Below are 13873 nucleotides of genomic sequence, written 5' to 3'. Positions count from 1 at the left end.
GACGTGCCGTTCACCTCAGGACGCGAACGGCACGTCGTGTCATCTCGAAGGGGTCAGGAGGCGCGGGCCGCGTCGACGACGGACGGTGCGTCGGTCGCCCTTCCGGCTCCGTCGCGCGTGATCTCGGCCCAGACGTCGTCGAGCGACAATCCGACGACGGCGGCGATCGCGGCGATGGTCGAGAAGGCCGGGGTCGCCACGCGACCGGTCTCGATCTTGCGCAGGGTCTCGGGCGACAGGCCGGCGTCGAGGGCGACCTGCAGCATCGACCGCGGACCACGGGCCCGCCTCAGCAGCACCCCGAGGCGGCGACCGCGCTCGATCTCGGCGGGGGTGAGCGGCAGACGGACCATGCCCTGAGCGTAGTGCGCCGGGACGCCCGGTGGGATACCTTTACCGGGATGATCTTCGGCACGAGAACGGCAGGACACCCATGATCGAGATCTTGAACCCCTCCGAGATCGAGCGGGCCCGGGCGACGGGCGCGCTCGTCGGCACCATCTTGCAGACGCTGCGCGACCGCGTGACGGTGGGCACGAACCTGCTCGACGTCGACTCGTGGACGAAGACGATGATCGACGAGGCCGGTGCGGTCTCGTGCTACGTCGACTACGCGCCGTCGTTCGGCCGGGGTCCGTTCGGCCACTACGTCTGCACGGCCGTGAACGACGCCGTGCTGCACGGGCTGCCGCACGACCGGCGCCTCGTCGACGGCGATCTGCTGACGCTCGACCTCGCCGTCGTGCTCGACGGCGTGGCGGCCGACTCGGCGGTGAGCTTCGTCGTGGGCGACTCGCGTCCCGCCGAGAGCGTGCGCCTGATCGAGACGACCGAGCGAGCACTCGAGGCCGGCATCGCGGCGGCCGGGCCCGGGGCACGCATCGGCGACCTGTCGCACGCGATCGGCTCGGTGCTGTCGGACGCGGGGTACCCGATCAACGTCGAGTTCGGCGGCCACGGCATCGGGTCGACCATGCACCAGGACCCCCACGTCTCGAACACCGGGCGCCCGGGGCGGGGCTACCGGCTGCGGCCCGGGCTGTTGCTCGCGCTCGAGCCGTGGGTGATGACCGACACCGACGAGCTCGTCACGGACGCGGACGGCTGGACGCTGCGCAGCGCGACGGGCTGCCGCACGGCTCACAGCGAGCACACGATCGCCATCACCGAGGACGGCGCCGAGGTGCTGACGCTGCGGCCCTCGCGCTGAGCTGAGCTGAGCTGAGCTGAGGTGCGCTGAGGTGCGCTCGGGCGGCTCCTGTCAGACCCCGTCGGTCGGCTGACCCTGGCCGGTCAGACGGAGGAAGCCGCTGAGCAGGCCGAGCCCCGCGATCGAGGTGGGCAACCCCGTCGCGAGCAGCGGGGAGTGCACCAGGAACGCCGCCCACTTCGCCCGCGAGAGGGCGACGTTCAACCGGTTCGGCATCAACAGGAAGTCGAGCCCGCGCGGGATGTCGGCCGCACTCGACGCCGCCAGCGACACCACGGCCACGACCGCCTCTTGCCCCTGGAAGAGGTCGACCGTGCCGACGGGCGTCTCGTCGAACCCGGCCGCGTCGAGGTGCTCGCGCAGCACGGCCCCGTGGGCGTTGTACGGCGCGACGACGATGACGTCGGCCGCGGTCAGCGGTCGGGTGCCGTCGGCGTCCGACCAGTCGAGACCGACGACGGAGCGCACGATCTCGACGACCGCACGGGCTTCCTCGACCGACGAGGTCGTGTTGCCGACGTGCGTCACGGGCTCGACGTGCAGGCCGGGCGCCACGCCGTCGAGCCGGCGATCGGACGCGTGGGCGGTCAGTGCCCCGCCGTAGGACAGCTCGCTGACCGGGGCGCACAGCGCCGGATGCATCCGCCAGGTGGTGGCCAGGAAGTAGCCGTATTCGGCCGGCAGCACGTCGTGGCCGTCGGCCAGCCAGCCGAGGGCCGACTCGTCGACGGGCTCGGGATGGCTGCCCTGGCTGACCTGCGGCAGCTGCTGCGGGTCGCCGAGCAACAGCAACCGCGTCGCCGAGACCGAGGCCGCCACGGTCGAGGCGAGGGAGAACTGCCCGGCCTCGTCGACGACCAGCAGGTCGAGGGAGGCGCGGGCCACCTTGTCGGCGTTGGCGAACCCCCAGGCGGTCGCCCCGAACACGGCCCCCACGGCCTGCCCGCCGCCGTCGACCCCGGCACCGCCCGCCCCACCGTCGGCCTCGGCGAGGAACGCGGCCTCGCCGCCGGACTTCAGGGCGCGCCAGGGCTGCTCGTCGGCCTGTTCTGCGGTGGTGCCCGACTTCGGAACCTTGCCCACCCGCTCGGGGTCGACCCCGGCCGTGATCGCCGCACGCAACACGTTCTCGACGACGGCGTGCGACTGCCCCACGACGCCGACCCGCCAGCCGTGCTCCCGCACCAGCCGGGCGATGACCCGTGAGCCGACGTAGGTCTTGCCCGTGCCGGGAGGGCCCTGGACGGCCAGGTACGACCGGTCGAGGCCGAGCAGGGTCTCGACGACGGCCGAGACGGTGTCGTGCCCGACCACGGCTGCGGGCCCGCCGCCCGACCGCAGACGCGGGGGCTGACGCCGCAGCAGGTCGAACGCCGGATCGGGGAGCATCTCGGGCAGGGCGTCGAGCACGTGCCCGCCCCATTCGGCGATCGCCTCGGGCTGCGGGGTGGCCCGGGGAGGCGCGGCGGGCGTGAGCGCGACCGGGAACGCGTCGTGCCGGTCGTCGTCGCCCGAGACGCGTTCGAGCAGGACGACCTCGTGCCGGTCGCCGTTCGGGCCGGCCTCGACCACGGTCGACCCGACGGCGCCACGCAGCCCCGGGCCGAGCGAGACGACCCCCGACGGGACGGGGGCGTCGTAGACCGCGTAGGGCGCGCCTCCTTCGGCGAGGCGGCTGCCCGGCGCGAGGCGACCGCGCAGCCGCACCTCGCGGCTGAGCTTGCGGGCCCGGGGCAGCTTCTGCCACTCGCGCTCGACCGAGGCCGTCTCGACGACGAACACGTCGCGGGTGTCGGCCCAGTCGTCGACCGGGTTGCGCAGCCGGTCGAAATGCTCTTGCCAGAACGTCTTGGCCTCGCGGCGGTGGTAGTCGATGGCCGAGGCCGCGAGGGCGATGGCGGTCTGGTCGGCGGTGCGCTCGAGCGGGTCGACGTCGGCCACGTACGCCGCGAGGCCCAGGGCGACCGGGTTCGGCTCGCGCGGCACGCGGGCGAGTTCGAGCGGGTCGGGCGCGGTCGGGCCGTCGGGGTCGTCGGCCCGGGTGCCGTGCCGGTCGGCGAGCTCGAGCAACCAGTCGCGAAGCCGGAGGGTCGACCGGCAGTCGTACTCGTTGTAGTCGCGGACCTCCTCGAGCATGCGGTCGCCGCGCTCGGGGTCGCCCGTGGTGCGCTCGGCGATCGCGTCGACGTACATCGTGATGCTGGCGGTGGCCGTCTTGACGTCGCTCTGCCGCAGGTCGTCGCCCATGTAGAGCGGCTCGAGCTTCTTGAGCGAGTAGCTGTGCGACCCGACCAGCAGCGCCTGCCGCACGACCGGGTACAGGTCGACGAGCACGCCGTCGCGCAGCAGGTCGTCGACCGCGTCCTCGCCGACGCCGTGCCGGGCCGCGAGCGAGAGCAAGTGGCTGCGCTCGTACGAGGCGTAGTGGTACACGTGCAGGTCGGGGAAGCGTCGGCGTCGCTCGGCCAGGTAGTCGAGGAAGTCGATCAGCGCCTGTCGCTCGCCCGCGAAGTCGTGCGCCCAGAAGGCGCGGAAGGTACCGTCGGCCTCGATCAGCCCGAAGAGGTAGTCGAGGCCCCAGGCCCGCCCGTCGCCCTCGGTGTAGAGCGGGTCGCCCTCGAAGTCGAAGAACACGTCGCCGGCGTCGGGCCGCGGGATCGTCCGCAGGGCGTCGGCGTCGACGACCTCGACCGCGGGGGCATCGGTGTGATCGCGCTCGGTGGCGAGCTGCACCCGGGCCTGCCCCCGCAGCCGGGCGAGGGCCGTCGCCCCGATGCCGGCGACGGGCCCGCTCGAGTCGGCGAGGTCGTCGATCGTGGCGACCCCGGCCAGGTGCAGCCGCTGACGTTGTTCGCCGCGCAGCCCGGCGACGAGCACGAGGTCGCGGTGCTCGTCGACCTGAGCCTGGCAGGCCGTGCAGCGCCCGCAGGCGGTGACGGTCGGGTCGCCCCAGGCGAGCGGCCCGTCGGCGGAGAGCCGCTCGGCGAGGGCGGCCCGCAGCCTGTCGCGCTGGACGCGGTAGACCGGCAGGACGTCGGCGACGTCGTGCACGCTCTCGCTGCCGTCGCCGAGCACCAGGCGCACCGTGTCGGCCGACGGCAGCCCGAGAGCACGGATCTGGTCGGTGTAGGCCGCCACCTGCAGCAGGGCCGGGATCTTGGCGTGGCGGGCGAGCTTGGTGTCGTAGACCTCGTACGTGCCCGCCTCGGTGCGCACCACGAAGTCGCTGAAGCCGATGAACGATCCGTCGAAGAACGTCGCCTGGAAGAGCACGTCGACCCCGGAGGCCATGGCGAGCCGCGCCTCCTCGGCGGCCGCCGCGTAGCCCGAGGGCGCCGGCCGCTCGAACTCGACCACGTCACGGGTCGCCCGCAGCGCTTCGAGGTACCGCAGCTCGTGGGCGTCGCCGAGGCGGGCCGTGCGGTCGAGCATGTCGTCGGAGGCGTCGGCGACGGCCTCGACCCGGCCGAGCTTCGCGTCGAGCCGTCGCAGGAACGACCACTCGCACGCGGCCCAGGTCGTCAGGTCGGACGGGCTGGTGACCACCCGGTCGTCGTCGAGGTACACGCGGACTCCTTCTGTCGGGACGCGGCCTGGACGCCCGCCCCGAGCCTAGGAGGCGCCACCGACACCCCGGGACGCCTCACCCGGGCGAGCCGGGCGCGGTGCGCAGGTGCAGCCGCTCCCCCTGGCGACCGAAGAGGCTGAGCACCTCGACCGCGTGTTCGTCGGCACGGCCGAACCAGTGCGGCGTGCGCGTGTCGAACTCGGCCGCCTCGCCGGCCGGCAGCACGAGGTCGAGGTCGCCCAGCACGAGCCGGATGCGTCCGCGCAACACGTAGAGCCAGTCGTAGCCCTCGTGGGTGCGGAGCACGGGCTCGGTGCGGGGCGAGTCGGCCGGGATGACCATCTTGAAGGCCTGGATCGCGCCGCCGCCGCGCGAGAGCGGCACGACCGTCATGCCGTGCTGCTGGCGCGGCTTGAGGTGCACCCGCGGGTCGCCGGTCTCGGGGGCCCCGACGAGGTCGTCGAGCGGCACCCCGTGCTCGCGGGCGAGCGGCAGCAACTGCTCGAGGGTCGGCCGTCGGAGCCCCGACTCGAGCCGGGACAGGGTGCTGACCGAGATGCCGGTGCGCTCCCCCAGCTCGGCGAGGGTCACGCCTCGCCGCACGCGCAGGGCGCGGAGGCGCGGGCCGACCGCGGCGAGGACGTCGTCGGTGCTCCCAGCGTCGGCACCGGGGGTGTTCGTGGGCTGGCTCATGCCCGCCATCTTGCCACTTCGGCAACGGAGATTGCCAGACTGACGTTCGAGGTCGCAGGATCGGGTCAGGAGGTCACACCATGAACCAGAACACCCACCCGGTCCACACCGTCCACGACGTCGTCGTGATCGGCGGAGGCGCCGCCGGGCTCAGCGGCGCGCTCTCGCTGGCCCGCGCCCGTCGCGACGTGCTCGTCGTCGACGACGACCGGCCCCGCAACGCACCCGCCGAGGGCGTCCACGCGTTCCTCACCCGCGACGGGGTCGCCCCGCGCGAACTCACCCGCCTCGGCCGAGCAGAGGTCGAAGCGTACGGAGGCGCGATCGTGTCGGGCACCGTGACCGGCGTCCGCCGCGACGACGACTCCGACGCACCCTTCGTCGTGACCGTCACGAGCCCGGGTGGCGACGCGTCCGAGGTGCGTGCCCGGCGCCTCCTCGTCACCTCGGGGCTCGTCGACGAGCTGCCCGCCGTCGACGGCCTCGCCGAACGCTGGGGCCGCGACGCCGTGCACTGCCCGTACTGCCACGGCTGGGAGGTGCAGGACCGCGTGATCGGCGTGCTGGCCACGAGCCCGTTCGCGATGCACCAGGCCCTGCTCTTCGGGCAGTGGAGCCGCGACATCGTGCTCTTCACGAACGAGTCGTTCACGCCCGACGACGAGCAGGCCGAGCAGCTGCGGGCCCGCGGGGTCACGGTGGTCGACGGCCCGGTCGCGCGGTTGCGGGTCGAGGCCGACGCCCTGACCGGTGTGACGCTCGTCGACGGTCGCACGGTCGCCGTCGGTGCGCTGGCCGTCATGGCCCGGGTGCGCTCCCGAGCGGACTTCGTGGCCGACCTCGGACTCGAGGCGACGGAGCACCCCGCCGGCGTCGGCACACACCTCGCGACCGTCGAGCCGCTCACCGGCCGGTCGGCCGTCCCCGGGGTGTGGGTGGCGGGCAACGTCACCGAGCCGATGGCGCAGGTCGTCGCGGCGGCCGCGGCGGGCACGATGGCCGGCGCCGCGATCAACATGGACCTGGTCACGGCGGAGGTCGCGGCGTCCGTCGCCGCCCTCCGCGCCGGAGAGAGGATCGACGCATGAGCGAGTCGGAGCAGCAGCAGCAGCAGCAGCCTGAGCACCAGCACCAGCACCAGCACCAGCACGACGGTCACCGCCGCCCCGTCTACGACCGCGACTACTGGGAGGACCGCTACGGGCAGCCCGGCCGTGCCTGGAGCGGCCGCCCCAACGCCGCCCTCGTGGCCGAGGCCACTCCCCTGACCCCCGGTCGTGCGCTCGACGTCGGCAGCGGAGAGGGCGGCGACGCCCTCTGGCTCGCCGCGCGGGGCTGGCAGGTCACCGGCGTCGACATCTCGCAGAACGCCCTCGACAAGGCGGCCGCCCTCGCCCGCGAGCGGGAGGACGTCGACCCCGCGCACGCCACCTGGCAGCAGGCGGATCTGACGGTGTGGAGCCCGACCCGCGCCTCCTTCGATCTCGTCACGGCGCACTTCATGCACCTGCCGCTCGCCGACCGTGAGCGCCTGTTCCCCGCGCTGGCCGACGGCGTGGCACCGGGCGGCACCCTGCTGATCGTCGGGCACGACGCCGACGCCCTGCCGCTCGGGGCCGGCAGGCACGGCGATCCGGGCATGCTGTTCACCGTCGACGAGGTGGTCGGCAGGCTCTCCCCCGACTCGTGGCAGGTCGAGGTGGCCGAGGTGCGACCACGCGACATGACCGGCCCGGACGGGGACGTCTGGCACGTGGCCGACGTGATCGTCCGCGCCACCCGCCGCGCCGGCTGAGCACGTCGCCGCCCCGGCGGCACGCCGAACGGGCGGCACGCCGAACGGGCGGGTCGGGCCGGACCGGGCGTCCTGAGACGCCCGTCCGACACGGACCCGCCCGTTCTCGCGGCGGCAGTCGGCTACAGCGCGCTGAACTTCAGTCGCAGCTGGTGCGCACCCGGGCGCAGCACGTGCCGCGAGGCCACGTCCGGCCCGCACGCCCGCGACCCGACGCCGTGCTGGCCGGCGTCGAGGTACAGGTAGGTGCGCTCGCTCGCGGGCAGCTCGTGCGGGTGCTCGGCGACGCCGATCTGCTGGGCCGTGTGACGGCTCAGCGTGAAGCCGGGGCGTTCGCCCGTGGCGCTCGGCACGGCCTCGACCCGCAGCCACGGCTGGCCGGCCGGCCCGAGGTCGAGGGTGCGCAGGTCGCTGCGGTGCCCCGTCTCCTGCGGGCGTGCGTACCCGGCCGACAGCTCGTCGACGCCCGACTCGTAGCGCCCGACGAACGCCGAGTGGCGGCTGTCCGGGTACGACTCGCGCGGCCCGGTGCCGAACCACGAGGCTTGGTCCACGTCACCCGGCAGGTCGAATCGCACGCCGACGCGGGGCCAGACCATGTCCCACCACCCCGTCGGCACGATGTCGACCGACAACCAGAGGTCGTCGCCGACGAGCTGCCACTGCTCGTCGGTCGTCACCGCGTTGCGCGTGTCGGCGGCGGCGTAGCGGGTGCGCACCCGGACCGAGCCCGGGGCGACGCTCACCGACTCGACGCGTGCGGTCAGGCGGTCGAGCCCGGCCAGCAACCAGGTGTCCTGCGAACTCGGCAGCACGCCGACCTCGTACAGGTCGACGCGGTGGCGGTTGCGCATCACGTCGCGGTCGCGGTCCTTCGGCGTCATCCACTCGCCACGGTCGTTGTCGGTCGGTGCGCGCCACAGCTCGAGGCGGGCCCCGTCGACCGGACGTCCGGCCAGCGAGACCAGTCGCCCGTCGTCGAACACCGCCGGGCCGAGCTCGACGCGCCCCGAGGAGGCGCGGGCCGCGCGGTCGCGTCCGTCGCCCACGACCGCGGGGCGGGGTGTCGCGACCGGCACCGGTGCCGGCGTGAGGTCGAGCTGCTGGGTCGAGAGCACGTGACCGGCGTCCGCCCACACGGTGGCGTCGGCCAGCTCGGCCGTCACCGTGAGCCAGGTCTCGCCGGTGCCCGACACGGGCACCTCGGGCAGCGAGACGAACACCGTCTCGTGGGCGGCCAGCGCGCCGCCCTCGAGGCCGACCACGTCGAGGGTGCCCGAGCGCGCCTCCTCGCCGTCGTGGGAGGCGACCCAGCGGAAGACGACGTCGGAGGCGTCGGCCGAGTGCCGCAGGTTCGACACGACGAGCACCGGCGCGCCGTCGACCGTGGGCGACTCGAAGCGCAGGCGGATCGGGGCGACGACCTGGGCCCACTCGTACAGGCCGGGCGACGGGGTGTCGTCGCTCAGCACCATGCCGTCCATGACGAAGTTGCCGTCGTGGACGACCTCGCCGAAGTCGCCGCCGTAGCCGAAGTACTCGACGCCGTCGGCCGTGTGCGTGCGCAGGCCGTGGTCGCGCCACTCCCAGACGAAACCGCCGTGCAGGCGCGGGTAGGCGTCCACCAGGTCCTCGTACTCGTCGATCGCCCCGGGACCGTTGCCCATGGCGTGGACGTACTCGCAGAGCACGAAGGGCTTCGAACGCTGACGCGCGGCCTCGGCCGGCGTGCAGCCCAGCAGCGTGACGGACTCATCACCCGAGCCGATGGCGCGCGTCTCGTCGATCCACGAGTACATGCGCGAGTAGACGTCGGTGTAGGCGCCCGTGTAGTCGCCCTCGTAGTGGACGGGACGACCGCCGTCGCGGGCGTGCGTCCAGGCCGACATCGCCGCGAGGTTGTGGCCCGTGCCCGCCTCGTTGCCGAGCGACCACATGACGATGCTCGGGTGGTTCTTGTCGCGCTCGACGGTACGGACCATGCGGTCGACGTAGGCGTCGTGCCAGGCCGGGTCGTCGCTGGGGTTGCCGATCCACTCCTGGCGTTCGAAGGCGTGGGTCTCGAGGTCGCACTCGAGGACGACCCAGAAGCCCAGCTCGTCAGCGAGGTCGAGGAGGCGCGGGTGCGGCGGGTAGTGCGAGGTGCGGATCGCGTTCACGTTGAACCGCTTCATCTGGGCGAGGTCGCGGCGCGACCACTCCTCGTCGAAGACGCGGCCGCGGTCGGGGTGGGTCTCGTGGCGGTTGACGCCGTGGAAGACGACGCGACGGCCGTTGACCTCGAACTGGTCGCCGACGATGCGGACGGTGCGGAAGCCGAGGCGCAGCGAGATCGTCTCGGCGCCGTCCGCGCTCGAGACGGTCGCGTCGTAGAGGCGCGGGGTCTCGGCGCTCCACGGCTCGACCGCGTCCAGCGGGACCGGGGCGACGTCGGCGGCGGTCGCCCAGGTGACCTCGACGCCGAGTTCCGGCACCGAGAGCGTGACCGGGTACGCGGCCTCGCCGGCGGTGATCTCGGGGACGATCGCCGCGCCTCCTCGGCCCTGGCCGGCCGTGCCGTGGAACGGCGTCTGCAGCCAGACGTCGTCGAGGCCGCCGACCGGGCGTGCCTGCAGCGTGACGCTGCGGAAGATGCCGGGCAGCCACCACTGGTCTTGGTCTTCGACGTAGCTCGACGCCGACCACTGGTGCACGCGCACCGCGATCACGTTCTCGCCCGGGTGCAGGGCGTCGGTGACGTCGAACTCCTGCGCGAGGCGGCTGCCGACGCCCATGCCGATCTCGACGCCGTTCAGCCACACCACGTAGCGCGACTCGACGCCGTCGAAGCGCAGCAGCACGCGCTCGGCTCCGTCGAAGGTCGACGGCAGCTCGAAGCTGCGGCGGTGGTCGCCCGTCGGGTTCGCGTCGGGCACGAAGGGCGGCTCGGTCGGGAACGGGAACTGCACGTTGGTGTAGATCGGGGCACCGCGCAAGCCGTCACCGCCGAGCACCCAGTGCGACGGCACCTCGATCTCGCCCCAGGACGAGTCGTCGAGGTCGACCGCGCCGACGCCGTCGACGGGCTCGCCCTCGGGCAGGACGCCGCGGCCGCCGAGCGTGCCGGGGGCACCGGGCAGCAGGCGGAACGACCAGGTGCCGTCGAGCGAGAGGGTCGGGGCGTCGGTGTGCAGCCAGGAGCGCGCCGGGGTGCGCGCGCCCTGCCCGGGGCCGGTGTCGGTGAGGTAGTCGGGGGTGACGGCGGGAGTGGTGGTGGTGCTGGGGGTCACTTGACGCTTCCTTCGGTGAGGCCGCCGCGCCAGAAGCGCTGGAGGACGACCATGGCGATGACCAGCGGGATGATCGACAGCAGCACGCCGCCGGTCGTCAGCTGGTAGAACTCGGGCAGGCGGTCGGTCTGGCTGAGCCAGTTGTTGAGGCCGAGCGTGACGGGGAACTTGTCGACGTCGCTCAGCATGACCAGGGGCAGGAAGTAGTTGTTCCAGATGCCCACGAGCTGAAACAGGAACACCGTGACGAGCGCCGGGGTGAGGATGCGCAGTCCCAGGGTGTGGAAGATGCGCAGCTCGCTGGCGCCGTCGAGGCGGGCGGCCTCCATCAGCGACGTGTCGACCGTGGCCTGCGCGTAGATGCGGCAGAGGAACAGGCCGAACGGCGACACGAGCGACGGCAGCAGCACGCTCCAGTAGGTGTTGGCGATACCCATCTGACTGAACAGCAGGAAGAGGGGCAGGGCCGTGGCGGTGCCGGGCACGAGCACGCCGCCGAGGATGGTGCCGAAGACGACGTTGCGTCCGCGGAACTCGTACTTGGCGAGGGCGTAGCCGCCGGCCGCGGCGAAGTACGTCGCGATCAGGGCACCGACGCCGGCGTAGAGCACCGAGTTGAGCACCCAGCGCACGAAGATGCCGTCGCCGTAGGTCAGCACCTGGCCGAGGTTGTCCCAGAGCGAGAACGTCGGCGCGAACCAGAAGCCGAACGTGCCGAACAGGTCGGGCGTGGTCTTGGTCGCCGCGACGACGACCCAGTAGACCGGCACGAGGAAGTACAGCGCGACGACGACCAGGATCGCCGTGACGATGATGGTGGACGCCTTCGAGCGACCGGCCGTGCGGTCGGGGCCCGCGCTGCGGGCACGTCGGCGGGCGGGCTTGTCGGCACCGCGGCCGCGACCCTGCGCCGTCACGATGGACTCGGTCTCGGTGGCGTGCTCGGCACCCTTCGTCGAGAGGCTCATTTCTGCTTCCTGTTCGTGACGCTGAGGAACGTGATCGACAGCGCGAACGCGACGAGGGCGATCAGGACCGACTGGGCGGCCGCGACGTTGTAGTCGTTGTAGGCGAAGGCCGTGGTGTACGCGCTGAGGTTCGGCGTGTACTGGCTGTCGATCGCCGGCGAGACGCGTTGCAGCACCTGGGCCTCGGCGAACAGCTGCAGGGTGCCGATGATCGAGAAGACCGCGGTGAGCAGCAGGGCCGGGCGGATCAGCGGCAGCTGGATGCTGAACGCGACGCGCAGCGAGGAGGCGCCGTCGACCTTGGCGGCCTCGTACAGCTCGACGGGGATCGACTTCAGCTGGGCGATGATGATCAGCATGTTGTAGCCGGTGTAGCTCCAGGTCACGATGTTCGCGATGGACCAGAGCACGGTGTTCGCGCCGAGGAAGTCGGGGGTGACGCCGAAGACCTCGCCGATGTCGATGATCGGGCTGAGACCGGGCACGTAGAGGAACGACCAGAGGATGGTCGCGATGACGCCGGGCACGCCGTACGGCAGGAAGTACGCGGCACGGAACACGCCCGGCCACTTCGCCGACGCCGACTCGAGCAGCAGCGCGAGCACGGTGCAGAGGATCAGCATGACCGGCACCTGGACGATGCCGAACAGGAACATGCGGCCGATGGAGGCGACGAAGTTGGGGTCGCCGAGCACCTGCGCGTAGTTGTCGAAGCCGGCGAACGCGCTGGTCACACCGCCCTCTCCGAACAAGCCGCTGCGGGTGACCTTGGTGAAGCTCGAGAACACGGCGATGACGATCGGAATCACGAAGGTCAGCGCGAACAGCGCCAGGAACGGCGCGAGCAGCACCCAGGGCGCCCGCTTGACGGCGCCCTTCGAGCTGCTGCGGCGAGGACCCGAGGAGGCGCGGGTCGAGTCGGTCACGGCCTCGGGCCGCGTGTCGGTCGCGGCGCTCATGCGTTCGCCTTCCGGATGGTGAGGCCCTTGTTCTGGAAGACGGCCATGATGTCTTTCTCGGCCTGCGCCACGGCGTCGACGAGCGTGCCGCCCGACGCCTTGCCACGGAAGCCGTCGCTCAAGATGTTGAAGGACTGCTGGGTGATGGGCCACCAGCTCCAGTCCTGGTTCTGCGAGGACTCCTTCGTGGCGGGCACGAAGACCTCCTGGTTGTAGTTCTGACCGCTGAAGAACGGGCTGGGCTGCTCACGAAGCGAGCCGACGACGTCGCGCGCCGGCGACCAGCCGATGCCGCAGAACTCGATCAGGGCGTTGATGCCCTCGGGCGTCGTGGTCATCCAGACGGCGAAGTCGAGTGCCTCCTGCGGGTGCTTGCTGTTCGCCAGGATGGCCGCGGTGGAGCCACCGAGGAAGCTCGAGGCGTAGCCCGTCTGCCAGGTCGGCAGCGGGGCGCACTTCCACTTGCCCTCGGCGCCGCTGACGCCCTCGATCAGGGCGTCGCCCCACGAGCCGGTCGCGACCGACGCGATGGTGCCCGCGCTGGCGGCCGAGAACCAGGCCGGCGTGTAGGCGCCGTAGGCGGTCGTGACGATGCCGTCGTCGATCGCCTTGTCGAAGAAGCGGGCGACGGTGAGGGTCGCCTCGTCGGTCATGTCGATGACCCAGCCGTCGTCCTCGGCGCGCAGCCACGAGGCACCGGCCTGGGTGGCGTACGCGGCGAAAAGCGAGGCGTCGGCGAGCGGGAACGAGTCCATCAGCACACCGGCGCCCTTCAGCTCGGTGCCGACCGCGGCCCACTCGTCCCACGTGGTGGGGACGGCCGCGCCGACCGTGTCGAAGACGGCGGGCTGGTAGAACATGCCCATCGGGCCGCTGTCCTGCGGGATCGCGTAGATGCCGTCGGTGTAGCTGACCTGGTTCCAGAGTGTGGGGTCGTAGAGGTCCGCGTACTGCTCGGCGCCGTAGCGCTTGAGGTCGACGACGCCGTTGGCGAGCAGGAACTCGGGCAGCGACCGCAGCTCGACCTGGGCGATGTCGGGCCCGGCGCCCGCGGCGAGCGCCGAGTACAGCTTCTGGTAGCCGCCCGCGTTGCCACCGGGGATGAAGACCGTCTCGACCTGCACGCGCGACTGGCTCTTGTTGTAGAGGGCGGTGACCTGGTCGAGGCCCTTGAGCCAGGCCCAGTACTGCAGCTTGACGGGGCCGTCGGCCGCGGGGATGGTCGGCAGGGAGTTCACGGAGGTCGTCCCGGGTGTGGCGCAGCCGGCGAGCATGGCAGTGGCGCCGGCGGTCACCCCCAGGCCGAGCAACTGCCGTCGGGAAATCGGGCTCATGTTCATCTCACTTCGTCGTGGGGCCGTGGCGTGAGCGACGCTAACACAAATTCGAGTGGTCGTTCGATTTTCACCTG

At 72.3% G+C, this 13873-nt stretch carries 10 protein-coding genes; 3 read left to right on the top strand and 7 right to left on the bottom strand.

The window, feature by feature from the left end; genetic code table 11:
- Positions 1 to 53: 53 nt before the first annotated feature.
- Positions 54 to 353, bottom strand: a complete 300-nt coding sequence (locus BIV04_RS07115; RefSeq protein WP_071255447.1) for a helix-turn-helix transcriptional regulator — start codon at positions 351 to 353, stop codon at positions 54 to 56.
- A gap of 80 nt (positions 354 to 433) precedes the next feature.
- On the opposite strand from BIV04_RS07115, the gene map reads away from it, so the two are divergent.
- Positions 434 to 1210: a type I methionyl aminopeptidase gene (map, locus tag BIV04_RS07110; RefSeq protein ID WP_071255445.1), complete on the top strand. Its 777-nt coding sequence runs from the start codon at positions 434 to 436 to the stop codon at positions 1208 to 1210.
- Positions 1211 to 1261: 51 nt separating this feature from the next.
- Here the strand turns inward: map and BIV04_RS07105 are convergent, their stop codons facing one another.
- Positions 1262 to 4777 (bottom strand): TM0106 family RecB-like putative nuclease, encoded by a 3516-nt coding sequence (locus BIV04_RS07105; RefSeq protein WP_071255443.1) that lies wholly within the window; start codon positions 4775 to 4777, stop codon positions 1262 to 1264.
- A gap of 76 nt (positions 4778 to 4853) precedes the next feature.
- Positions 4854 to 5471: a helix-turn-helix domain-containing protein gene (locus tag BIV04_RS07100; RefSeq protein ID WP_071255523.1), complete on the bottom strand. Its 618-nt coding sequence runs from the start codon at positions 5469 to 5471 to the stop codon at positions 4854 to 4856.
- An 80-nt stretch (positions 5472 to 5551) separates the two neighbouring features.
- Here BIV04_RS07100 and BIV04_RS07095 point away from each other — a divergent pair, with 80 nt between their 5' ends.
- Both BIV04_RS07095 and BIV04_RS07090 read left to right on the top strand, forming a co-directional pair.
- Positions 5552 to 6559, top strand: coding sequence for an NAD(P)/FAD-dependent oxidoreductase (locus BIV04_RS07095; RefSeq protein ID WP_071255442.1), 1008 nt, complete (start codon positions 5552 to 5554; stop codon positions 6557 to 6559).
- Positions 6556 to 7266 (top strand): bifunctional 2-polyprenyl-6-hydroxyphenol methylase/3-demethylubiquinol 3-O-methyltransferase UbiG, encoded by a 711-nt coding sequence (locus tag BIV04_RS07090; RefSeq protein WP_071255440.1) that lies wholly within the window; start codon positions 6556 to 6558, stop codon positions 7264 to 7266. The genes BIV04_RS07095 and BIV04_RS07090 overlap by 4 nt, the downstream gene beginning before the upstream one ends.
- Before the next feature lie 122 nt (positions 7267 to 7388).
- Here BIV04_RS07090 and BIV04_RS07085 read toward each other — a convergent pair whose 3' ends face one another.
- Genes BIV04_RS07085 through BIV04_RS07070 form a run of 4 tightly spaced genes read right to left on the bottom strand, consistent with a single transcriptional unit; the run spans position 7389 to position 13796 of the window.
- Positions 7389 to 10535, bottom strand: coding sequence for a glycoside hydrolase family 2 TIM barrel-domain containing protein (locus BIV04_RS07085; RefSeq protein WP_071255439.1), 3147 nt, complete (start codon positions 10533 to 10535; stop codon positions 7389 to 7391).
- Positions 10532 to 11503 carry a carbohydrate ABC transporter permease gene (locus tag BIV04_RS07080; protein WP_082454427.1) on the bottom strand — a complete coding sequence of 324 codons (972 nt, stop codon included), beginning with the start codon at positions 11501 to 11503 and terminating at the stop codon, positions 10532 to 10534. Before BIV04_RS07080 ends, BIV04_RS07085 begins: the two co-directional genes overlap by 4 nt.
- Complete coding sequence (locus BIV04_RS07075; protein WP_071255437.1) at positions 11500 to 12462, bottom strand: carbohydrate ABC transporter permease; 963 nt, start codon at positions 12460 to 12462, stop codon at positions 11500 to 11502. The genes BIV04_RS07080 and BIV04_RS07075 overlap by 4 nt, the downstream gene beginning before the upstream one ends.
- The gene (locus BIV04_RS07070; protein WP_071255521.1) at positions 12459 to 13796 is read right to left on the bottom strand and encodes an ABC transporter substrate-binding protein; all 1338 of its coding nucleotides are present in this window, start codon (positions 13794 to 13796) and stop codon (positions 12459 to 12461) included. Before BIV04_RS07070 ends, BIV04_RS07075 begins: the two co-directional genes overlap by 4 nt.
- Between the last annotated feature and the right edge of the window lie 77 nt (positions 13797 to 13873).

The organism is Frigoribacterium sp. MCBA15_019 (genome assembly GCF_001864945.1).
GTDB lineage: Bacteria > Actinomycetota > Actinomycetes > Actinomycetales > Microbacteriaceae > Frigoribacterium.
The sequence above is the reverse complement of the archived record's forward strand: the minus strand, read 5'-3'. Positions and strand labels throughout refer to the sequence as shown.

Excerpts from the sequence above, each read along its gene's own strand:
- map (WP_071255445.1), top strand. The coding sequence starts at position 434 with ATGATCGAGATCTTGAACCCCTCCGAGATCGAGCGGGCCCGGGCGACG.
- BIV04_RS07070 (WP_071255521.1), bottom strand. The coding sequence starts at position 13,796 with ATGAGCCCGATTTCCCGACGGCAGTTGCTCGGCCTGGGGGTGACCGCC.
- BIV04_RS07100 (WP_071255523.1), bottom strand. The coding sequence starts at position 5,471 with ATGAGCCAGCCCACGAACACCCCCGGTGCCGACGCTGGGAGCACCGAC.
- BIV04_RS07095 (WP_071255442.1), top strand. The coding sequence starts at position 5,552 with ATGAACCAGAACACCCACCCGGTCCACACCGTCCACGACGTCGTCGTG.
- BIV04_RS07075 (WP_071255437.1), bottom strand. The coding sequence starts at position 12,462 with ATGAGCGCCGCGACCGACACGCGGCCCGAGGCCGTGACCGACTCGACC.
- BIV04_RS07090 (WP_071255440.1), top strand. The coding sequence starts at position 6,556 with ATGAGCGAGTCGGAGCAGCAGCAGCAGCAGCAGCCTGAGCACCAGCAC.
- BIV04_RS07080 (WP_082454427.1), bottom strand. The coding sequence starts at position 11,503 with ATGAGCCTCTCGACGAAGGGTGCCGAGCACGCCACCGAGACCGAGTCC.
- BIV04_RS07115 (WP_071255447.1), bottom strand. The coding sequence starts at position 353 with ATGGTCCGTCTGCCGCTCACCCCCGCCGAGATCGAGCGCGGTCGCCGC.